21 protein-coding genes are annotated in these 19,823 nt (G+C 70.6%); 12 read left to right on the forward strand and 9 right to left on the reverse strand.

Annotated elements, in window-relative coordinates:
- Positions 1-10: 10 nt before the first annotated feature.
- The gene (locus tag RY94_RS06585) at positions 11-1,843 is read left to right on the forward strand and encodes a glycoside hydrolase family 15 protein (RefSeq protein ID WP_269429730.1); all 1,833 of its coding nucleotides are present in this window, start codon (positions 11-13) and stop codon (positions 1,841-1,843) included.
- Between the two features lie 69 nt (positions 1,844-1,912).
- Here RY94_RS06585 and RY94_RS06590 read toward each other — a convergent pair whose 3' ends face one another.
- A complete protein-coding gene (locus tag RY94_RS06590) occupies positions 1,913-3,103 on the reverse strand; it encodes a zinc-dependent alcohol dehydrogenase (RefSeq protein WP_043442928.1) in 1,191 nt (396 codons plus the stop codon).
- Between the two features lie 98 nt (positions 3,104-3,201).
- Here RY94_RS06590 and RY94_RS06595 point away from each other — a divergent pair, with 98 nt between their 5' ends.
- Positions 3,202-3,939, forward strand: a complete 738-nt coding sequence (locus RY94_RS06595; protein ID WP_052274033.1) for an AzlC family ABC transporter permease — start codon at positions 3,202-3,204, stop codon at positions 3,937-3,939.
- Positions 3,936-4,247, forward strand: a complete 312-nt coding sequence (locus RY94_RS06600; protein ID WP_043442930.1) for an AzlD domain-containing protein — start codon at positions 3,936-3,938, stop codon at positions 4,245-4,247. The genes RY94_RS06595 and RY94_RS06600 overlap by 4 nt, the downstream gene beginning before the upstream one ends.
- A gap of 29 nt (positions 4,248-4,276) precedes the next feature.
- Here RY94_RS06600 and RY94_RS06605 read toward each other — a convergent pair whose 3' ends face one another.
- The 3 genes from RY94_RS06605 to pta are packed head-to-tail and all read right to left on the reverse strand — an operon-like array spanning position 4,277 to position 7,886.
- Positions 4,277-4,615, reverse strand: coding sequence for a YnfA family protein (locus RY94_RS06605; RefSeq protein ID WP_043442932.1), 339 nt, complete (start codon positions 4,613-4,615; stop codon positions 4,277-4,279).
- Between the two features lie 26 nt (positions 4,616-4,641).
- Positions 4,642-5,757, reverse strand: coding sequence for an acetate/propionate family kinase (locus RY94_RS06610; RefSeq protein WP_043442934.1), 1,116 nt, complete (start codon positions 5,755-5,757; stop codon positions 4,642-4,644).
- A 47-nt stretch (positions 5,758-5,804) separates the two neighbouring features.
- Positions 5,805-7,886: a phosphate acetyltransferase gene (pta, locus tag RY94_RS06615; RefSeq protein WP_043442936.1), complete on the reverse strand. Its 2,082-nt coding sequence runs from the start codon at positions 7,884-7,886 to the stop codon at positions 5,805-5,807.
- Positions 7,887-8,002: 116 nt separating this feature from the next.
- Here pta and RY94_RS06620 point away from each other — a divergent pair, with 116 nt between their 5' ends.
- Positions 8,003-8,350 carry an ArsR/SmtB family transcription factor gene (locus tag RY94_RS06620; protein WP_043442939.1) on the forward strand — a complete coding sequence of 116 codons (348 nt, stop codon included), beginning with the start codon at positions 8,003-8,005 and terminating at the stop codon, positions 8,348-8,350.
- A gap of 12 nt (positions 8,351-8,362) precedes the next feature.
- Positions 8,363-8,860, forward strand: coding sequence for an SRPBCC family protein (locus RY94_RS06625; protein ID WP_043442941.1), 498 nt, complete (start codon positions 8,363-8,365; stop codon positions 8,858-8,860).
- A gap of 82 nt (positions 8,861-8,942) precedes the next feature.
- Here RY94_RS06625 and RY94_RS06630 read toward each other — a convergent pair whose 3' ends face one another.
- On the reverse strand, positions 8,943-10,088 hold the full coding sequence (locus RY94_RS06630; protein WP_043442942.1) for a fatty acid desaturase family protein: 1,146 nt from the start codon (positions 10,086-10,088) through the stop codon (positions 8,943-8,945).
- 19 nt (positions 10,089-10,107) lie between these two features.
- Positions 10,108-11,220, reverse strand: a complete 1,113-nt coding sequence (locus tag RY94_RS06635; protein ID WP_043442944.1) for a ferredoxin reductase — start codon at positions 11,218-11,220, stop codon at positions 10,108-10,110.
- 97 nt (positions 11,221-11,317) lie between these two features.
- Here RY94_RS06635 and RY94_RS06640 point away from each other — a divergent pair, with 97 nt between their 5' ends.
- A complete protein-coding gene (locus RY94_RS06640; RefSeq protein WP_082046106.1) occupies positions 11,318-12,523 on the forward strand; it encodes a PucR family transcriptional regulator in 1,206 nt (401 codons plus the stop codon).
- Here the strand turns inward: RY94_RS06640 and RY94_RS06645 are convergent.
- Positions 12,520-13,383, reverse strand: coding sequence for a DNA-3-methyladenine glycosylase family protein (locus RY94_RS06645; protein ID WP_231554437.1), 864 nt, complete (start codon positions 13,381-13,383; stop codon positions 12,520-12,522). The genes RY94_RS06640 and RY94_RS06645 overlap by 4 nt on opposite strands.
- A 146-nt stretch (positions 13,384-13,529) precedes the next feature.
- Between RY94_RS06645 and RY94_RS06650 the strand changes: the two genes are divergently transcribed.
- The 4 genes from RY94_RS06650 (at position 13,530) to RY94_RS06665 (ending at position 16,280) form a co-directional block, all read left to right on the forward strand.
- Positions 13,530-14,129: an SOUL family heme-binding protein gene (locus tag RY94_RS06650; protein ID WP_043442946.1), complete on the forward strand. Its 600-nt coding sequence runs from the start codon at positions 13,530-13,532 to the stop codon at positions 14,127-14,129.
- Positions 14,130-14,228: 99 nt separating this feature from the next.
- Positions 14,229-14,534 carry a DUF4193 domain-containing protein gene (locus tag RY94_RS06655; RefSeq protein ID WP_043442948.1) on the forward strand — a complete coding sequence of 102 codons (306 nt, stop codon included), beginning with the start codon at positions 14,229-14,231 and terminating at the stop codon, positions 14,532-14,534.
- A gap of 110 nt (positions 14,535-14,644) precedes the next feature.
- On the forward strand, positions 14,645-15,286 hold the full coding sequence (locus tag RY94_RS06660) for an alpha/beta hydrolase (protein WP_052274034.1): 642 nt from the start codon (positions 14,645-14,647) through the stop codon (positions 15,284-15,286).
- 67 nt (positions 15,287-15,353) lie between these two features.
- The gene (locus RY94_RS06665) at positions 15,354-16,280 is read left to right on the forward strand and encodes an AEC family transporter (protein ID WP_043442950.1); all 927 of its coding nucleotides are present in this window, start codon (positions 15,354-15,356) and stop codon (positions 16,278-16,280) included.
- On the opposite strand, the gene RY94_RS06670 is transcribed toward RY94_RS06665, so the two are convergent.
- A complete protein-coding gene (locus RY94_RS06670; RefSeq protein ID WP_052274035.1) occupies positions 16,270-17,289 on the reverse strand; it encodes a GlxA family transcriptional regulator in 1,020 nt (339 codons plus the stop codon). The two genes, RY94_RS06665 and RY94_RS06670, sit on opposite strands and share 11 nt — an antisense overlap.
- An 81-nt stretch (positions 17,290-17,370) precedes the next feature.
- Between RY94_RS06670 and RY94_RS17710 the strand changes: the two genes are divergently transcribed.
- Positions 17,371-17,538, forward strand: a complete 168-nt coding sequence (locus tag RY94_RS17710) for a hypothetical protein (protein ID WP_156135045.1) — start codon at positions 17,371-17,373, stop codon at positions 17,536-17,538.
- Positions 17,539-17,574: 36 nt separating this feature from the next.
- On the opposite strand, the gene RY94_RS06675 is transcribed toward RY94_RS17710, so the two are convergent.
- On the reverse strand, positions 17,575-18,762 hold the full coding sequence (locus RY94_RS06675; protein WP_043442952.1) for a low temperature requirement protein A: 1,188 nt from the start codon (positions 18,760-18,762) through the stop codon (positions 17,575-17,577).
- Positions 18,763-18,897: 135 nt separating this feature from the next.
- Here RY94_RS06675 and RY94_RS06680 point away from each other — a divergent pair, with 135 nt between their 5' ends.
- Positions 18,898-19,773 (forward strand): YsnF/AvaK domain-containing protein, encoded by an 876-nt coding sequence (locus RY94_RS06680; protein WP_156135046.1) that lies wholly within the window; start codon positions 18,898-18,900, stop codon positions 19,771-19,773.
- Positions 19,774-19,823 lie beyond the last annotated feature (50 nt).

Raw genomic sequence — 19,823 nt, forward strand, 5'->3', positions numbered from 1 at the left:
CGCGCGGAGCGTGTGGTTGAGTTGCAGCATGCAATCCCCGATCGAGGACTACGCGCTCCTGTCCGACCTGCACACCGGTGCGCTCGTCTCCCGGAACGGCAGCGTCGACTGGCTCAGCTTCCCCCGGTTCGACTCCGAGTCGGTGTTCGCGGCGATGCTCGGCACACCGCAGCACGGCCGCTGGCTCCTGGAGCCGTCGTCGGACGCCGAGGTGGTGGAGCGGGGCTACATCGATTCCACCTTCGTCCTCCAGACCCGCTGGAAGACCGCCGAGGGCGAGGTGCTGGTCACCGACTTCATGCCGGTGACGGACCGGCGCGCCAACGTGCTGCGACGGATCCAGGGGCTCCGGGGCACGGTCACCATGCGGCAGGAGCTGCAGATCCGCTTCGGCTACGGCGACATCATGCCGTGGGTCACGCAGGGTACGCACGACGGCGCCCCGGTACTGCTCGCCATCGCCGGGCCGGACGCGCTGCTCCTGCGCGGGCCGCGGCTGAAGGCGCGGGACCATCGCCACGAGGGCACGTTCACGGTGGCCGCGGGGGACGTCGTCGACCTGGAACTCGTGTGGTACCCCTCGCACCGTGAGAAGCCGGACGCCCTGGACGTCGACGAGGCGCTCGACAGCACCATCAGCTACTGGCGCGCCTGGGGTGCCAGCTGCAGGATCGAGGGCGGCTACTCCGAGGCCGTGCGGCGCTCCCTGCTCGTCCTGCGCGCCCTCACGCACGAGGACACGGGTGGGATCGTCGCCGCACCGACGACGTCGCTGCCCGAGCAGTTCGGCGGCTCCCGCAACTGGGACTACCGCTTCTGCTGGCTCCGCGACGCGGCCCTGACGCTCGAGGCCATGATGACGCACGGCTTCTCCGAGGAGGCGCTGGAGTGGCGCAACTGGCTGCTGCGGGCGGTCGCCGGTGATCCCGAGGACCTGCAGATCATGTACGGGCTGGCCGGGGAACGGCACCTGCCCGAACGCGAACTCGGGCACCTGCCCGGTTATGCCGGCTCGACGCCCGTACGCGTGGGCAACGGCGCCGTGGACCAGTACCAGGCCGACGTCGTGGGCGAGGTGATGGTGGCGCTCGAGAAGCTGCGCGTCCACGGCGTCACCGAGGACAGCTTCTCGTGGCCGCTCCAGCGGGCCCTCCTGGGCTTCGCGGAGAAGCACCTCCATGACCGGGACCACGGGATCTGGGAGATGCGCGGGGACCCCCAGCACTTCACCCATTCGCGGGTGATGATGTGGGCGGCGTTCGACTGCGCGGTCCGCGCGGTGCGGGATCACGGCCTGCCCGGCCCGGAGCAGCGCTGGACGGAGATCCGGGACGGCCTGCGCGAGGAGATCATGGAGCGCGGCTTCAGCGCCGACCTGGGCTCGTTCACCCAGGTGTACGGCGGGACCGAGGTGGATGCCTCCCTGCTCCAGCTGCCGCACGTCGGCTTCCTCGACTTCGACGACCCGCTGATGCTGGGCACCGTGGAGCGGATCGAACAGGACCTCCTGGACGCCCACGGACTGCTGCTGCGGTACCGCACCGGCAACTCGGACGACGGCCTCGAACCCGGTGAGCACCCCTTCCTGGCGTGCTCGTTCTGGCTCGTGGAGCAATATGCCCACGGCGGCAGGCCCGACGACGCCGCACGGCTCATGGATCAGCTGGTGGGCTACTCGAACGAACTCGGCCTGCTGGCCGAGGAGTACGACCCCGCCCGGGGGCGCATGGCGGGCAACTTCCCGCAGGCGTTCTCGCACCTCGCCCTGGTGCGTGCCGCGGACGCGCTGCACACGGCACACCGGAAGGCCGGGCCCTACGACATGATGGACGAGGTGCAGTAGACGGCAACGACGGGAGCCCGGCCACCAGGGCCGGGCTCCCGTCGTCGTACCGTTGCGGCTCCGCGCCTGCTAGAGCGTGACGCCCTGCGGCTTCAGGACCACCTTGATGGTGCCGTCCGTCTTCTTCTGGAAGTTCTCGTAGGCGGCAGGCGCCTCGTCGATCGAGACCTCGTGGGTCATGAGGTCCATGACGCCCAGCGGGTCCGAGGGATCCTCGACGATCGGGAGGAGCTCGTCCGTCCAGCTTCGCACGTTGCACTGGCCCATGCGGAACTGGATCTGCTTGTCGAACATGGTCATCAGCGGCATGGGGCTCGCCGTGCCGCCGTACACGCCGCTCAGGGACACGGTCCCCCCACGGCGGACGGCGTCGATCGCCGAGTGGAGGACGCTCATGCGGTCGCTGCCGCCGGTCTCCATGACCTTCTGCGCCAGCTTGTCCGGCAGGATGCCCACGGCGTTCTGCGCGAAGGCGCCGGCGGGGGAGCCGTGGGCCTCCATGCCGACGGCGTCCACGATCGCGTCCGGGCCGCGGCCGTCCGTCATGCTGCGCAGTTCCTCGGCGGTGTCCTTCGTGAAGTCGATGGTCTCGATGCCGTGGCGCTTGGCCATCTCACGGCGTTCGGGGACCGGCTCGACGCCGATCACGCGGTGGCTCAGGTGCCGGCCGATGCGTGCCGCGAACTGGCCGACCGGCCCGAGGCCGTACACCGTGAGGACGCCGTCCTTGGGTACGTCCGCGTACTGCACGCCCTGCCAGGCGGTGGGGAGGATGTCCGAGAGGTAGAGGTAGCGCTCGTCGGGCAGTTCCGCGCCGACCTTGACCGCACCGTAGTCCGCGAAGGGGACGCGCAGGAACTCCGCCTGGCCGCCGGGCACGGAGCCGTACAGCTCGGAGAAGCCGAACAGCGACGCGCCGGAGCCCTTCGCGTGCACCTGGGTGGTCTCGCACTGCGACTGCAGGCCGCGCGTGCACATGTAGCAGTAGCCGCAGGAGATGTTGAACGGGATGACCACGCGGTCGCCGACCTTAAGGTTGGTGATGCCCGCGCCCACCGCCTCGACGATGCCCATCGGCTCGTGGCCGAGGATGTCACCCTTGTGCATGTACGGGCCCAGGACCTCGTAGAGGTGCAGGTCCGAGCCGCAGATGGCGGTCGAGGTGATACGGACGATCGCGTCCGTGGGTTCCTGGATCGTGGGATCGGGCACGTTCTCCACGCTGACCTTGCGCTTGCCCTGCCATGTCACTGCCTTCATGTGGTGCTCCTCCGGGTAGTAAGTAGGCTTCGCTTCCCACTATTCACCCCTTCGCAGCGAATGGGAAGTCGAAGCTCGCCGTCGCCTAGCCTTGTCAGGTGGTACTTCTCCAATCCCCGGCGGTCCGTGTGGCCCTGTCCGTCGCGATCGCGACCGGCCTGTACGGACTGTCCTTCGGTGCCCTGTCCGTGGCTGCCGGGCTGACCCTCCTCCAGACCATGGCGCTCAGCCTCCTGCTGTTCAGCGGCGGTTCGCAGTTCGCCTTCATCGGCGTCATCGCCGGCGGGGGGAGCGGCGTGTCGGCGATGTCCGCCGCGGCCCTGCTGGGCATCCGCAACGGGGTGTACGGCATGCAGGTCAACGTGCTGCTCCGGCCCTCCCGCTGGCGGAAGCTGCCGGCCGCGCACCTCACCATCGACGAGTCCGTGGCCACGGCGACGGGCCAGACCGATCCTGACGAGCAGCGCCGCGGGTTCTGGGCCGCCGGGATCGGCGTCTTCGTGCTGTGGAACCTCTTCACCCTCGTGGGTGCGCTCGCGGGCAACGCCATGGGCGATCCGGCCCGCTGGGGGCTCGACGGTGCCGCCGTCGCCGCGTTCCTCGGTCTGCTGTGGCCGCGCATCCGCTCGCGCGAGCCCGCGGCGATCGCCGTCGTCTGCGCCGTCGTCACGATCATCGCCGTGCCGCTCGTGCCGCCGGGCGTGCCGATCCTCCTCGCCGCCGTCGTGGCGGCCGGCCTCGGACTCTCGGGCCTGGGTCCGGCGACGGAAGGCCTCGAGCCCGACGTCGAGCCCTACCCCTCCGGCCCCGCCGGTTCGGCGCGGGGGGACGCATGAGCCTCTGGGGCTGGGTCCTCCTCGCGTGCGCGGTGTCGATCGCCACGAAGTTCCTCGGCTTCCTCGTGCCTGCGAAGCTGCTCGACAACCCGCGGATGCTGCGCGTCGCCGGGTCGCTGACCATCGGCCTCCTCGCCGCCCTGACGGCGACGAACACGGTCGCGTCCGGTCAGGCGCTCGTCATCGACGCGCGGGTCGTGGCGCTGCTGGCGGCCGCCGTCGCGCTCTGGCTGCGGGCGCCGTTCCTCGTCGTCGTCGCGGTCGGGGCACTCGCTGCGGGACTCGCACGGCTGCTGGGGGCGGCGTAGGGCGAACACTGCGGCGTACGCGGCCCCGGCTACGCCGTCGAGCGGGGCATGAACATGATCAGCGCCACGCCGACCAGGCAGACCGCGGAGCCGAGGAGGTCCCAGCGGTCGGGCCGGAAGCCGTCCACGAGCACTCCCCACGCGAGCGACCCGGCCACGAACACGCCGCCGTACGCCGCGAGGATCCGCCCGAAGTTCGCGTCCGGCTGCAGGGTCGCCACGAAGCCGTAGGCCCCGAGCGCCATCACGCCGAGCCCGGCCCACCACCAGGGCCTGCCCTCGCGGACCGCCTGCCAGATGAGCCACGCCCCGCCGATCTCCGCGACGGCGGCCAGCACGAACAGGAGGGTGATGCGCAGGGTCGTCATGGTGCCAGTCTGCCTCGCGCTGCGGGTCAGGAGGCGCCGACGACGGCGGCCGTCGCCTCCGCGATCGCCGCCTCCTCGTCGGTCGGCACCACGAGCACGGGGAACGCCGACGCCCCGGTGCTGATGATGCGCGCCTCCTTGCTGCGCTCGCCGTTCTTCTCCTCGTCGAGGTCCAGTCCGAGCGCACCCAGCTTGGTGACGACGGCGGTGCGGAACGCGGACGCGTTCTCGCCGATGCCCGCGGTGAACACGAGTGCCTGCGCCCCGCCGACGGCCACGTGGTACCCGCCCACGTACTTCGCGAGCCGGTAGGAGGCCACCTCGATCGCGCGCCTCGCCCGGTGGTCGCCGGCGTCGGCGGCCTCCGTCACGGAGCGCATGTCGTTCGTGCCCGCGAGGCCCTTGAGCCCGCTGTCGCGGTTCAGGAGGGTGTCGAGGTCCTGTTCGGTGTACCCCTCGCGCAGGAGGAACAGCAGGATGGACGGGTCGATGTCACCCGAGCGCGTGCCCATCACCAGACCCTCGAGGGGCGTGAACCCCATCGACGTGTCGACGCTCTCGCCGTCGCGGACGGCCGTGACGGAGGCGCCGTTGCCGAGGTGCGCGATCACGCCCGTGAACGTGTCCGCGCCGAGCAGCTCCGCGGCCCCGCGCGCCACGAAGGCGTGCGAGGTGCCGTGGAAGCCGTACCGCCGGATGCCGAACCTCCGGTAGAGCTCGTCCGGCACCGCGTAGCGCCAGGCGTGCTCCGGGAGCGTGCGGTGGAAGGCGGTGTCGAACACCGCGACCTGCGGCATGTCCGGCCACTTGTCGGCGATGGCGCGGATGCCGGTGACGGCCGCCGGGTTGTGCAGGGGTGCCAGCGGGTTGAGGCGCTCGATGGCGCGGGTGATCTCGTTGTCGATGAGCACCGGCTCGCTGAAGCGCTCGCCGCCGTGGACCACGCGGTGCCCGACGGCGTCGATCCCGCGGTCGCCGAGGGCCGCGGACACCTCACCGTCCACGCGGTCGAGCGCCGCCGCGTGATCGGGCACCTCGGCCTCGCCGATCCGCTCGACGAGGCCTTCCGCCAGGACGTCGTCGCCCTCCCTGACCTGGTACTTGAGCGAGGATGAGCCGGAGTTGATGACGAGGATGATCATGGGGTCCTGTCCTGGGGAGGGGTGCAGACGGAGGGCGTCGGGAGGGGTCAGGAGGCGGCGGGCTGCTGGGCCTGCACCGCGGTGATGGCCACGGTGTTGACGATGTCCTCCACGGTGCAGCCGCGGGAGAGATCGTTGACCGGCTTGCGCAGGCCCTGCAGGACGGGCCCGACGGCGACGGCGCCCGCCGACTGCTGGACGGCCTTGTAGGTGTTGTTGCCCGTGTTCAGGTCCGGGAAGATGAACACCGTCGCCTGGCCGGCCACCGAGGACTCGGGGAGCTTGGAGGCCGCGACCGAGACGTCGACGGCGGCGTCGTACTGGATGGGCCCCTCGACCGCGAGGTCGGGGCGCAGCTTCCGGACGAGCTCCGTGGCGCGCCGCACCTCGTCCACCGCGCCGCCGTGTCCGGACTCGCCCGTCGAGTAGGAGAGCATCGCGACCCGCGGCTCCACGCCGAACTGCTCGGCCGTCTCCGCCGAGGCGACGGCGATGTCCGCGAGCTGCTCCTCGTTGGGCTCCGGGTTGACCGCGCAGTCGCCGTACACGAGCACGCGGTCCTGCAGCAGCATGAGGAACACCGAGGAGACGATCTTCACGCCGTCCTTGGTCTTCACGAACTCGAGCGCCGGCCGGATGGTGTTCGCCGTGGTGTGGGCCGCTCCGGACACCATGCCGTCCACCGTGCCGAGCTGCACCATCATGGTCCCGAAGTATGCGCCTTCGAGCATGCGCTCGCGGGCCTCCTTCATCGAGACGTTCTTGTGCGCGCGGAGCTTCACGTACTCGGCGGCGAAATCCTCCCGCAGGTCCGACGTCGCCGGGTCGATGAGCGTGAGGCCGCTGAGGTCGATGCCCTGGCCGGCGGCGAGTTCGCGGACCCGCGCCTCGGGGCCGAGGATGGTGAGGTCGCAGACGTCGCGGCGGCGCAGGATCTCCGCGGCCTTCAGGACGCGGAGGTCCTCGCCCTCGGGGAGGACGATGCGCTTGCGCTCCGCCCTGGCGCGCTGGATCAGTTCGTGCAGGAAGCGCAGCGGCGTCATGCTGACGGGGCGGGGCAGTTCGAGGCGTTCCAGCAGTTCGCTCTCGTCCACCTGCCGCGACCAGGCGCCCAGCGCGGCCGCGGCCTTGCGGCGCAGTCCGCTCGCGATCTCCCCGCGCACCTCGCTGACGTGGCGTGCCACGGTGTAGGTGTCGTCGTCGAGCGCGAAGACGGGGAACGGCGCCTGCGCGAGGAGGGCCAGGATGTTGGGGTCGGGGGCGAGCCCGCCGGTCAGGAACAGGGCCGACGGCACCGGGAACTCGGGGGAGAACGACGACGCGAGGGTCGCCACGAGCACGTCCGCGCGGTCCCCCGGCACGATCACGAGGGCGCCGTCGGTGAGCAGGTGCAGGAAGTTGCCGACGTTCATCGCGGCGACGCGGACGCTGGTGACGTCCCGCTCGAGGTTCGAGTTCCCGGCGATCTGGCGGGCCCCGAGGTCCGTGGCCACCTCGGAGACGGTGGGCTGGGAGATCTCGGACAGTTCCGGGATCACGTAGACCGGCCGGCCCGAGCGGCCGGGCCGGACGTGCTCGCTGATCGCGGTGACGGCGTCGTCGGCCGCGCGGTTGACCATCATCGCGAGGAGGGACACCTTCGCGGCGTCGAGTTCGCGGCGGGCGACGTCCACGGCGTCGGCCGCCTCCTCGACGGACATGCCCTTGGCGCTGACCACTGCGAGGACCATGGCGCCGAGGTTGTTGGCCAGGCGCGCGTTGAGGTCGAACTCGACGGCGGCGTCGTTCCCGGAGAGGTCGGTACCCTCGACGATCACGACGTCGCACTCGGCGGCGATCTCGCTGTAGATGGCGACGCAGCGGGCGTCGATCTCCGCGCGGTCCCCGGTGACGAGCAGGGCGCGGGCCTCGGCGCGGGTGAGGCCGCCGCGGGCACGGCTCTCGGGGAGGTCGAACGAGCGCTGCATGAGGCGGACCATGGGATCCGTGGTGGGGTCGTCGCCCTCCACGATGGGCCGGAAGAAGCCCACGCGGTCGGCGTGCCGGTGCAGCATGTCGGCCAGGCCCAGGGAGATCAGGGACTTGCCGGAGCCGTTGGTCATGGCGCTCACATAGATTCCGCGGGTCATGGGCCCAGTCTTACAGGGTGGCGGGGGGCCCGCCATAATCGGTGTCACGTCCTCGACGGCTGCTGCGGCTGCCCTACCCTTGACCGGGCCGATCCAGGGGACTAACGTACAACCACATGGTTGTACAAATGTCGAGGCAGGACGAGGTGGACCGCCTGTTCCAGGCGCTCGCCGACGCGACACGGAGGGACATCGTGGCGCGCGTCCTGGTCGCCGAGTATTCGGTATCCGGCCTGGCCGAGCACTACGACATGAGCTTCGCGGCAGTCCAGAAGCACGTGGCGGTGCTCCAGAGGGCCTCACTCGTCTCCAAGGAGAGGCGTGGGCGGGAGCAGATCGTGCGCGGAGAGGTGGACGGCGTGCAGAGGGCACGGCGCCTGCTCGACGACTACGAGAGGATCTGGCGGCAACGCGTCGACCGGATCACGGACCTCCTCGGCGAGGACGCCGGGGATGACGACTAGGAAGGCATCATCATGACGGTCATCAGTACGGAGAAGGACACGGAAGCTCTCCACTTCAGGCTGGTCGCGGAGTTCGACGCCGGCGTCGAACGCGTCTGGCGGATCTGGGCGGACGCGCAGCAGCTCCAGCGCTGGTGGGGCCCACCCACCTGGCCGGCGACCTTCGACACCTACGAGTTCGAGGAGGGTGGCCGTGCGGCCTATTACATGACAGGGCCCGACGGCGAGAAGGCGCGGGGCTGGTGGCGGATCACCGCCGTCGAGCCGCCCCGCCTGCTGACCTTCGTGGACGGCTTCGCGGACGAGAACGGCGACCCGGTGCCCGATATGGGGGAGACAGCTGCCACCGTCACGCTCGAGGACCTCGGCGGACGCACGCGGATGACCATGACCACGGCCTTCCAGTCCATCGAGCAGCTCGAACAGATGGTGGAGATGGGCATGGAGGAGGGCATCCGCGCGGCACTCGGCCAGGTCGATGCGCTCCTCGCCGAGGACGCCTCCGTCTGAGGTCCGGTCGGCGGCGAACCCCGGACACGCGAAGGCGCCGTCGGCCCCGGATGAACCGGGGCCGACGGCGCCTGCGTGAGACTTACGCCGTGGCGGTCGTGGCCTTGCGCGGCGGCAGGGCGAGCTTGAAGATCTTCGCCCAGGTGGAGCCGACCTGCTTGGGCAGGGGGCCCGTGGTGTAGGGGAGCTTGTACCGGGTGCAGATCTCGCGGACCTTGACGGCCACCTCGGCGTACCGGTTGGACGGCAGGTCGGGGAAGCAGTGGTGCTCGATCTGGTGGGACAGGTTGCCCGTCATGAAGTGCATGAGCTTCGAGCCGGAGATGTTCGCCGAGCCGATCATCTGGCGGACGTACCAGTCACCGCGGGTCTCGCCGTCCACCTCCTCCTCCGTGAACGTATCCGTGCCGTCGGGGAAGTGGCCGCAGAAGATGACCGCGTGCGCCCAGAAGTTACGGATGGCATTGGCGGCGAGCGTGCCGTAGAGGGCCTGCTTGCCGGAACCGGTCAGCATGGCGACGGCGGGGGTGGCGGCGTAGTCCTTGGAGAACTGCTTGACCACCTTGACGCCCACGGCCTTGAGGTCGCGGTTCATGGCCTCCTTGGACTTCAGGCCCTCCTTGTACTCCGGGATCTCGAGGTCGTACAGGGCGATGCCCCACTCGAAGACCGGCGCCAGGATGGCGTTGTACAGCGGGTTGCCCAGGTTGAACGGCTTCCACGGCTGGTCGGGGTCCATGCGGAGCAGGTTGTATCCGATGTCCCTGTCCTTGCCGATGACATTCGTCCAGCGGTGGTGCAGGTCGTTGTGGGTGTGCTGCCAGGAGCGCGCCGGGGTGACGAAGTCCCACTCCCAGGTGGTGGAGTGGATGTCCGGATCGCGCATCCAGTCCCACTGCCCGTGCAGCACGTTGTGCCCGATCTCCATGTTCTCCATGATCTTGGCGAGGCTCAGCATGGCCGTGCCGGCGAACCAGGCGGGCTTGTACTTGCTGAACAGGAGGGTGCCGCGGCCGGCGAACTCGAGGGAGCGCTGGATCTTGATGACCCGGCGGATGTACGCGGCGTCGGTGGCCCCGCGCTTGGCGAGGATCTCGTCGCGAACGGCGTCGAGTTCGCGGCCGAGCTCCTCGACCTGCTCATCGGTCAGGTGCTTGGCGGCATCGGGGCGGACCAGGGGGTGGCCGGACGCCGCGAGGGCGCCCGGGCGGGTCGCTGTGGTGGTCATGAGGACTCCTCCGTTGGGTTTACAGGTCGAGGTTCACGGGCCCGGCGGCTGCCGAGACACAGGTCTGGATGAGCTGGCCGGGAGTGTTGTGCAGCTCGCCGCTGCGCAGGTCGCGCACCTGGCCGGCGCGGAGCGGGATGAGGCAGCTGTGGCAGATGCCCATGCGGCAGCCGCTCGGCATGAGGACGCCGGCGTCCTCGCCGATGTCGAGCAGCGGGGTGTCGCCGTCGGCCTCCACCTCGCGGTCGGACTGCTCGAAGGTGACGAGGCCGCCGTCGTGCCCGGCGCCCGCCGTGAGGTCGGTGCTGAACCGCTCGATCGTCAGCGTGCCGGTCCGCACGCCCTGCGACCCGGCTCCGGTGGTGACGTCAGGGACGGTCCGTGACTGCTCGAGGGCCGCCTCCCGCTCCCAGAGCTCCTCGGCGTCGTCGAGGAACCCCTCGGGCCCGCAGGCATAGGCGGCACGTGAGCGCCAGTCAGGGCAGAGGTCCGCGATGGTCTGGGCGGTGAACTGCAGGCGGCCACGCGCGCTGGTGAACCAGTGGCGGACCGTGAGGTTGGGGAACTGGTCCGCCAGTTCGTCCAGCTCCTCGCGGAACACGCTCTTCTCGGGGGTGCTGTTGGAGTTGATGAGCACCACGTTGGCGTCCGGCCGGCGCGGGATGAGCGTGCGGATCATCGACATGACCGGCGTAATACCGCTGCCCGCCGTGAGCATGAGCAGGGAGCGCGGGTGCTCGGGGAGCACGAAGTCGCCCTGGGGCGGCGCCAGGAACAGGACGTCGCCCGGCTTGGTGTCGCGCACCAGGACGTGGGACACCGAACCGGCATCCTTGACGGTGATGGCGGGGTCGTGTCCTGCGGCATTGCTCAGGGAGTAGGAGCGCCACTGGCGGACCCCGTCGAGCTCGACGCCGATCCGCGCCCACTGTCCGGCCTGGTGCGCGTGCCAGCCATGCCCGGGGCGGAAATAGATGGTGGCGGAGTCGTCGGTCTCGTGCACCACGCGCGTCACGACGCCACGGAGCTGGCGCGAGGAGTACACGGGATTGAAGAGCGCCAGGAAGTCTTCCGCCGTGAGTGGGGTGGTCAGCGCAGCCGTTGCACGCGCCAACTTTCGAAACCGAATCATTGAACCAACAATATAGCCTCTCCCGCTAAAGTTCTGCACCGGTGACGTAGAGTTGAAGGGAGAAAATTGTCTTGACGAAACAGATCGGAGTTGTTCCTTGAGTTCTGGCACGCTGGAGATCGCTCCGCCGGAGCCGCCCTGGCTCAGTCTCCCTCCGGAGGTCAGCGACCGGTTGAGGCCTCTCACGCCGGATCTCGTGGAAGCCATCATCCAGGCGGTCCCGCAGCTGGTCCCGGCCTACGCACGGCCCATCGAGGGGAACTTCGGCCGCGGCCTGCGCCGGGGCGTGGCCGCGGCGCTCGAGCGGTTCCTCGAGCTGCCGGGCACCGGCCTGCCTGCGCTGTCCGATCAGAGCCGCCAGCTGGTGGCGGGCCTGGGCCGCGGCGAGTTCCGGCAGGGTCGCAGCATGGATGCGCTGCTCGGCGCCTACCGGATGGGCGCCCGCGTCACGTTCCGTGAGATGTCGCGCCGCTCCATGGAGGAGGGCCTCGGCCCCGCCGTGGTCGTGGATCTCGGGGAATCGATCATGGCGTACATCGACGAACTCTCCGCCGTGAGCGCCGAGGCCTACGCCTTCGAGCAGTCGGAGCGGGCCGGGGCCGTGGACCGCCGCCGTGCCGAACTGCTGGAGCTGCTGCTGCTCGGGCGGGCGGACGAGACCGCGCTCCGGCAGGCGGCGTCCCTCGCGGACTGGGCCGTCCCCGCGCAGGTGGTCGTGGTGACGCTGCCGCTGGACCGTGCCCGGGGGATCCGGCAGCGGCTCGGGGCGGGGGCGATCGTCGTCGAACGCGAGACCGATGCCGTCGCCCTGGTGCCCGAGCGGGGGCCGTGGCAGCGGGCGGAACTCGACCGCGTGCTCACCGGGCGGAGCGCGGCCATCGGGCCCGCGGGCGGCCTCGACCAGGTGGCGCAGTCGCTGCGGCTGGCCGTGCTGGCGGCCTCCATGCTGCCTCCGCGCGAGGGTGCGGACGAGCCACCGGTCTGGGCGGACGAGCACATGACCGAGGTGGTCCTCGCGGCCGAACCCTCGGCCATCGGGGAGCTGGCCCGACGGAGGCTCGCGCCGCTCGCCGTGCTGCCGGACATCCAGCGCGTCAAACTCGAGGAGACCCTGCTGGCCTGGCTGCGGCACTGGGGGCAGCGTGCACCGATCGCCGAGGAGCTCGGCATCCACGGCCAGACGGTCGGGTACCGCGTCCAGCAGCTGCGCGAACTGTTCGGCGACGACCTGCGGGACCCGAAGGTGCGCTTCGAACTGGAGATCGCGCTGCGCAGCGACCGGAGGGCCCCGGTCCGATCTTAGGGTCCGTCGTAGGTGGCGGCCGTCCAGAGATGGAACAGGGCGTAGGCGCGGTAGGGGCGCCAGGCCTGCGACAGCGTCTCGGCGTCCCGGATGCTCGGGTTCCCCATGGCGCGGCGTGCCACGAGATCGCCCGGCGTGAACGCGTCGGGATCGCGCAGGACCCGCACCGCGAGGTAGTCGGCGGACCACGGGCCGATCCCGGGGATGGCGAGCAGCTCCCTGCGCAGCCGCGGGTGATCGGCCTCCGGGTCCAGCGTCAGGCCGTCGACGACGGCGCGGGCCACATTCTGCACGGTCGCGGCCCGCGTGCGGGTCACGCCCACCGCGGCGCGCAGCTCCTCGTGCTGTGCGTCGGCGACGAACCGCGGCGTCGGGAACAGGGTCAGGCCGCATGGCGACGGCTCCCCGTACGCCGCGGCGAGCCTGCCGCCGAAGGTGCCGCCCGCGGCGACGGAGACCTGCTGGCCCAGGACGGTCATGACGGCGGCCTCGAAGGCGTCGGGGTAGCCGACGGCGCGCAGCCCGGGGCGCCGCCGGACCAGCGGGCCGAGGAGCGGGTCGGCGTCGAACGCGCGCTCGACGGCGGCCGTGTCCGTGTCCAGGTCCAGCCAGCGGCGGGTGGTGCGCGTCAGATGCGCGAACTCGTCGTCGTCGTCCGTGTCCGCGATGAGTTCGACGTCGTCGGCCCGGATGGTGACCGTGATGCGGCGTGGGCCGCCCGGCGTGGGGAGGAGCCTGGTGTGCGAGCGGCCGCTGCGCTCGGCGATCTCGCACCCCGGGATGGCGTGGTTCGCGAGGATCGCCGCCATGGGACCCGCCGCGAGGGCGCCGTTCGGGGTGAGGATCGCGGTGCGGCTCACGGGAGGACGGCGTCCACGGATCCGGCGTCCACCACGCCGCTCGGGTCGGGTGCCGATGCCATGGACGCTCCTGGAGGGTTGGGGAAGGGGGCTGCGTCCCACCCTACGACGGCCGACGGTCAGGATCGCGGCGTACCATCCCCGGCATGACGGAACAGCAGCCCTACACCCTCATCGACACCTATCCGGGGTTCGAACTGCGGGCCTACCCGGCGCACGTCGTGGCCGAGGTGGATGTCGACACGGCGTTCGACAGCGCCGGCAACGCCGCCTTCCGGACGCTCGCCTCGTACATCTTCGGTGCGAACACGTCGCGGCGGAAACTCACCATGACGGCACCCGTGACGCAGCAGGCGTCCACCCCGGCCGGGGAGGCGAGCTCGGAGCAGCTGGCGATGACGGCCCCGGTGACCCAGCAGCGGGCTCCGACCGGTCACACCGTCGCGTTCGTGCTGCCCGCCGATGTGTCCTTCGCCACTGCGCCGGTCCCCGACGACCCCCGCGTCCGCGTGGTCCAGAAGCCCGCGGCCACCACCGCCGCCGTGTCCTTCTCCGGCCGCGGAGGCCAGGCATCCTTCGAGCGGCACCTCCAGGGACTGCTGGCGGCAGTAGGGAAGGCGGCCTTCGTGCCGCGGGGCGAACCCCGGTACGCGCGCTTCGATCCGCCTATCACGCCCGGGGTCTTCCGTCACAACGAAGTTCAGATCGACGTGGTGGGGATGCGTGGAGAAAAGTCCCATCCGTAACCGGTATATTGCAGCCGGTATATGGAATACTTCCGCCTCTGCCGAGGTTGAGAGTGGCATCTGGGCGTCATTCCCGCCCATAGAAGGAGATCAACCGTAATGGCAACCGACTACGACGAGCCGCGCGTTCGTCCGGAAGACCAGCCGGCCAACGAGTCGTTGGAGGCAATTCAGGCTCAGCGCAGCGCAACCACGCAGACCGCGCTGATCGACGTCGAGGACGGTGAGACCGCCGAAGGCATCGACCTTCCGGGCGCCGACCTCTCGCACGAGGAACTCCTGATCCAGGTCATCCCCCAGCAGGAGGACGAGTTCACCTGCATGTCCTGTTTCCTGGTGCACCACCGCAGCCAGCTTGCGCGCGAGAAGAACGGCGACAAGTACTGCGCCGAGTGTGAGGGCTGACCGCTCCTTCGGGTTCGCGTCGAGCCCCTGGCCCCATGGCCGGGGGCTTTCTTCATTAACCGGTTAGGTAGCGTGCCCGCGCCACTGGCCCCGGCCAGTACGGTAAGGGCATGAAGCCTTCCCACGTCATCGTGCTGCCCGGCGGCGGCTACACCGAGCTGTCCGACAACGAGGGCGAGGTGGTCGCCGAGCGGCTGCGCGCCCTCGGCCTGTCCGCCGGCGTCTTCGACTATCCCGTCCGGACCCGCCACCCCGGACCGCTCGACGCCGTCCGCGCCGAGATCCGCCGGGTCCGCGCCACCGGCGTCGACCGTGTGGCGCTGCTCGGCTTCTCGGCCGGCGGCCATCTCGCCGGACACGCGGCGCTCGCTCCGGGCGCGCGCGACGACGAACGCGTGGACGCCGTCGTGCTCGGCTACCCGGTGGTGTCCATGGAACTCGCGACGCACCGCGGATCGCAGGACGAACTACTGGGGCCCGACGCCGGGGGGACGGTCCGCGCCGCGACCTCACTCGACCGGCTGGTCACCCGGGACGCGCCGCCATTCTTCCTCTGGCATACAGCCGCGGACGAGGATGTCCCCGTGGAGCACGCCTACCGGCTCGGGCTGGCGCTCGTGGCCCACGCCGTGCCGCACGCCCTGCACGTCTTCGAGGAGGGTGAGCACGGACTGGGCCTCGCGGAGGGACAGGGCGCCGCCGGGCAGTGGAGCCCCCTGGCCGCCGCATGGCTCCAGGCGCGGGGCTGGTGACCACCCCGCCCCTGCCCGCCCAGCTGTCGCGCGCCCGGCGTCCTTCGGCAGCAGTCCTGCCGGCCCGGTGATCGCCCAGACCCTCGTTGCGCTCGGCCCGGTGATCGGCCTGATCGCCCTCGGCTACGGCCTCCGGGCACGCAGTTTCCTGGCGCCTGCCTTCTGGCCCCCCGCCGAGCGTCTCTGCTACTTCGTCCTGCTGCCCGCACTGTTCATCAGCGGCACCGCGACAGCCGATCTCGCCGGTCTGCCGATCGTCCTCATGGCGCCGGTCCTCGCCGGGTCGGTCCTCCTCACGGCGCTCGGACTCGTCCTCGCGCAGCGCCGCCTCGACCTCGCCGGCCCCGCCTTCACCTCCGTGCTCCAGGGCAGCATCCGGTTCAACAACTACCTCGGGCTCTCCATCGCCCTCGCCCTGTTCGGGGCCGACGGCGTGGCGCTCGCCGCCATCGCCAACACCGTCCTCGTGCCGCTCGTGAACATCCTCTGCACGCTCGCCTTCGCGCGCTACGGCGCCGAGCGGCTGACCGTCGGCGGCACGGTCCGCAGCATCGCCACGAACCCGCTGATCCTCGGCTGCCTGATCGGGATCCTCCTGAACGTCACCGGCGTCGGCCTGCCGCCCGGCGTCGACGGCTTCGTACGGGCCCTCGGGACGGCGTCCCTGCCGCTCGGCCTGCTCTGCGTGGGCGCGGCGCTCGAGCTCCGCAGCATGGGCAGGAATCTCGGCGCCGTGGCGCTGGCCACCTCGGTCAAGTTCGTGGTGCTGCCCGGCCTCGGCGTCGCCGGGTGCCTGCTGCTCGGGCTCACGGGGGAGCCGGCCGCCACGGTGATCCTCTTCCTGTCCCTGCCCACGGCGTCCTCGGCCTACGTGATGGCGCGGGCCCTCGGCGGGGACTCGCGCCTCATGGCCTCGACGATCACCCTGCAGACCGTCGCCGCCGTGGCCTACCTGCCGCTCGTGTTCCTCGTCATCGGGGGCGTCACCGGCTGAGGGCCCGCCCGCCGAACTGTTCCTCCAGCTCGTGCAGGTCGAGGTCGCAGCCCTTGTCGGAGCCCCGGAAGGTGCGGCGGTACGCGGCCGGGCTGACGCCGAGGGCCTTCTGGAAGTGGTGGCGCAGCAGCACCGCCTGCCCGAAACCTGCCGCACGGGCGACGGCGTCGATGGTCAGGCGCGTCTCCTCCAGCAGCGACTGGGCGCGCAGCAGGCGCTGCCCGGTGAGCCAGGCGGCCGGCGTCGTGCCCGTCTCCGCACGGAAGCGCCGGGCGAAGGTCCGTTCGCTCATGTGCAGGCGTCGGGCGAGGGTCGCCACGGAGATGTCCTGGTCCAGGTGGTCCCCGAGCCACACGAGCAGTTCCTCCATGGATGCGCCGCACTCGGTGGGGATGGGCCGCTCGATGAACTGGGCCTGGCCGCCGTCGCGATGCGGGGGCACCACCATGCCGCGGGCGATCGCCGTCGCCGCCCTCGGGCCGAACTCCTGCCGGATGAGGTGCAGGCTCGCGTCGATCCCCGACGCCGTGCCGGCGCTCGTGAGGATGGTGCCGTCCTCGACGTAGAGCACGTTCTCGTCCACGCGGGTGCCCGGATAGGCCTCGGCCAGGCTCCTCGTGTACTTCCAGTGCGTCGTCGCCGAGCGGCCGTCCAGGAGCCCGGCCTCGGCGAGGGCGAACGCCCCCGAGCAGACCGAGAAGATGCGTGCGCCCCGGCGCTCCGCGGCCCGGAGGGCGTCCAGGACGGCGCCGGGCACCGCCGTACCGGCGGGGAAGGGCGCCATGATCACGAGGTCGGCGTCGTCGGCGCCCGTGAGGTCGTCGTCGACCTGCAGGGACACGCCCGACGCCGTCCGGACCAACCCGGGGACGGGTGTGCAGACCCGGAGGTCGAAGGCGGGGAGTCCGACGCCGAGGGCCGAGCGGTCCACACCGAACACCTCGCAGGCCACGCCGAACTCGAAGACGGCGAGGCCTGGCAGGACGATCACGGCGACTTTGGAGAGCATGCCTCAAGTTTGGCAGCTTTTGAGCGTTGTGGGTCGTTTCTGCCACTCTTTTTCTTCCGTCAGCGGGATCAGTATCGACGCATGAACATTCTGCTGATTCTCCTGGTCATCGTCCTCGCCGCGCTCCTGGTGCGGCATCTCCTGCGGACCGTCGGCGCGGACGTGCCGCCGGACCATCCGGCGTCCCACGCCGACTGGAGCGTGGACTCCCTGCCGAGCTCCGCGTACGCCCTGCGGCATGACGTCTAGCGGCGCACCCCCGGCGCGCCGGCGGCCGTTCGCCTGCTACTCCCGGATGGACACCCTCGCCTCGGCGTCCAGCCTGGTCTCCGCCACCACCAGCACGGCGGTCATCACGGACGCCAGGGCGAGGGCCGCCAATGGTGCCAGCGGGGCGGCGACGGGGATGAGCAGGAGCAGGACGGCGGCGCCGACGAGCCGCAGCTTCTTCCAGGAACCGGACATGCGGCGCCAGAAGGCCGAACTGCCGAGGAGGAACAGGGCGGCCCCGCCGAAGAGCGCGAACGAGCCGAGCAGGCCGAAGTCCTCCGTGTCGTAGACGTGCGCCAGGACGTCCTCCACCCCGAACGCGGAGAGGATGATCCCGGCCACGAGGGGCAGGTGCAGATACGAGTAGGCGTCGACGGCGGCCCAGATGCGTTCCTGGCCCCGCAGTGCCGCGAAGAGTCGCTCGGCGGCGATCGCCGTGACGTCGAAGTGCAGCCACCACAGGCAGACGGACAGGGCGATCCCGAACACCGCGCCGAGGAGGATCGGGACGCTCACCGGTTCACGGGAGGCGCCGACGCCGATGGCGACGATCGATTCGCCGAGCGCGAGGATGACCACCAGGCCGTGGCGTTCGGTCCAGTGCGCCGCCGAGGGGAGGCGCCAGTCCCCGCCGGAGACGAGGTAGGTCAGGGCGATGTCCACGACGAGCCCCGCCAGCCAGAACCAGGTCTGCGCCGTCCCGCCGATCACCGCGCCCACGAGGATGAGGGCGCAGCCCGAGAACATCGCCCCGGACAGCTTGAGGACCTGGCGCTGCAGCGGTTTGTCCGCCATGGCCGCGTACAGGTAGAGCGCCAGGTGCATCAGGCGGACCACGAAGTACGCCAGCGCGAGGACGAGCGGTCCGCTGAGGCCACCCTCGAGATCGTCGAAGGCCTCCGGGATGGCAAGGGCCGCGATGAACATGGCGACCATGACGACCGACAGCCCGAGACGCATGACCCCCTCGTCCACGTGCGTCTGGTTGCCGAGCCAGGAGAAGGCCACCCACGACCACCAGAGCAGTCCCAGGATGATCATGCCCTGCAGCACTCCGGGGAACGAGTGCTCATGGGCCATGAAGCCGGTGACCTGCGTGAATGCGAATACGAACACCAGGTCGAAGAAGAGCTCGAAGGTGGTGACGCGATGCGACTCGTCGGAGACGCGCGCCGCCCGAAGGGTTCTCCGTCGGAGCTGCATGCGGCACAGTCTAGGACCGCGTGGGCCGGTGGCCGAGGGGTCGGGGGATTATGAAGTGCACCCCGAGTGATAAGCATGCTTGCTATCACTCCGGACGGGACCTACGGTGAAGGGAAGCAACCCCTCGAAAGGATCATGATGATCACGCTTGAACAGATGAAGGACGCCATGAACGCCGGCGCGAACGTGCTGAGCGAGGATGGAGCCGTCCTCGGTCCCATGGGCCAGCTTTACGTCGACGACGCGACCGGCGATCCCAGCTGGGTCACCGTGGCGACCCACACGGCGGGCAACCCTGAATCCTTCGCGCCCCTCCGCGACGCCACCCTCGACGGCCAGGACGTGCGCCTGCCGTACCCGCACGGCACGGTCTACGAGTCCCCCAAGATGTCGCAGGACGGGCACCTCAGCCCCGAGGAGGAGCAGCACCTGCTCCGCTACTACGGCCTGATCGCCGCGACGGACGACGACGGCCTGGCAGCCGCGCCGACCGGCGACCGCTCCTCGCGCGCCGACGCCTACGCCGGTCGCTCCGACCGCTCCGATTCCTCCGAGGGACGCTCCGACGGCTTCGCGGGCGGCTCGGCCGATGACGACGAGGTGTCCATGACGCGTTCCGAGGAGCAGCTGCGCGTCGGCACCGAACTCCGGGAGACGGAGCGCGTACGCCTCGTCAAGCGCGTGGTGACGGAGGACGTCACCATGACCGTGCAGATCCGTCGCGAGGAGCTCGTCGTCGAGCGCGTGCCGGTCCAGGACGGCGCGCCGCTGTACGACGACGGCGCAGGAACGTTCAGCAAGGCCGAGCGTGAGCGCCTGTACTCGGCCGTGGAGACCGCCTTCAACGGCGACGTGGTCGAGATGGTCCTCTACGAGGAGAAGCCGCGCATCGAGGTGGATGTGGTGCCCATCGAACGCGTCCGCATCAGCCGCGAGGCACGGACGCACGACGAGGTCGTCACCGGCCAGGTGCGCAAGGAAGTCATCGAGACGGAGCGCATCGAGCTGTAGGGCTTACCGCCCTCCCGAATACCGGGAATGACCGCCGAACTGAGCTTTCG

This window comes from Arthrobacter sp. L77 (genome assembly GCF_000816565.1).
Classification (GTDB): domain Bacteria; phylum Actinomycetota; class Actinomycetes; order Actinomycetales; family Micrococcaceae; genus Arthrobacter_D; species Arthrobacter_D antioxidans.

Bases quoted from the DNA above. Each gene is read 5' to 3' on its own strand.
- RY94_RS06590 (WP_043442928.1), bottom strand. From the start codon at position 3,103: ATGAAGGCAGTGACATGGCAGGGCAAGCGCAAGGTCAGCGTGGAGAAC.
- RY94_RS06600 (WP_043442930.1), top strand. From the start codon at position 3,936: ATGAGCCTCTGGGGCTGGGTCCTCCTCGCGTGCGCGGTGTCGATCGCC.
- RY94_RS06605 (WP_043442932.1), bottom strand. From the start codon at position 4,615: ATGACGACCCTGCGCATCACCCTCCTGTTCGTGCTGGCCGCCGTCGCG.
- RY94_RS06610 (WP_043442934.1), bottom strand. From the start codon at position 5,757: ATGATCATCCTCGTCATCAACTCCGGCTCATCCTCGCTCAAGTACCAG.
- pta (WP_043442936.1), bottom strand. From the start codon at position 7,886: ATGACCCGCGGAATCTATGTGAGCGCCATGACCAACGGCTCCGGCAAG.
- RY94_RS06620 (WP_043442939.1), top strand. From the start codon at position 8,003: ATGGTTGTACAAATGTCGAGGCAGGACGAGGTGGACCGCCTGTTCCAG.
- RY94_RS06625 (WP_043442941.1), top strand. From the start codon at position 8,363: ATGACGGTCATCAGTACGGAGAAGGACACGGAAGCTCTCCACTTCAGG.
- RY94_RS06630 (WP_043442942.1), bottom strand. From the start codon at position 10,088: ATGACCACCACAGCGACCCGCCCGGGCGCCCTCGCGGCGTCCGGCCAC.
- RY94_RS06635 (WP_043442944.1), bottom strand. From the start codon at position 11,220: ATGATTCGGTTTCGAAAGTTGGCGCGTGCAACGGCTGCGCTGACCACC.
- RY94_RS06650 (WP_043442946.1), top strand. From the start codon at position 13,530: ATGACGGAACAGCAGCCCTACACCCTCATCGACACCTATCCGGGGTTC.
- RY94_RS06655 (WP_043442948.1), top strand. From the start codon at position 14,229: ATGGCAACCGACTACGACGAGCCGCGCGTTCGTCCGGAAGACCAGCCG.
- RY94_RS06660 (WP_052274034.1), top strand. From the start codon at position 14,645: ATGAAGCCTTCCCACGTCATCGTGCTGCCCGGCGGCGGCTACACCGAG.
- RY94_RS06670 (WP_052274035.1), bottom strand. From the start codon at position 17,289: ATGCTCTCCAAAGTCGCCGTGATCGTCCTGCCAGGCCTCGCCGTCTTC.
- RY94_RS17710 (WP_156135045.1), top strand. From the start codon at position 17,371: ATGAACATTCTGCTGATTCTCCTGGTCATCGTCCTCGCCGCGCTCCTG.
- RY94_RS06675 (WP_043442952.1), bottom strand. From the start codon at position 18,762: ATGCAGCTCCGACGGAGAACCCTTCGGGCGGCGCGCGTCTCCGACGAG.
- RY94_RS06680 (WP_156135046.1), top strand. From the start codon at position 18,898: ATGATGATCACGCTTGAACAGATGAAGGACGCCATGAACGCCGGCGCG.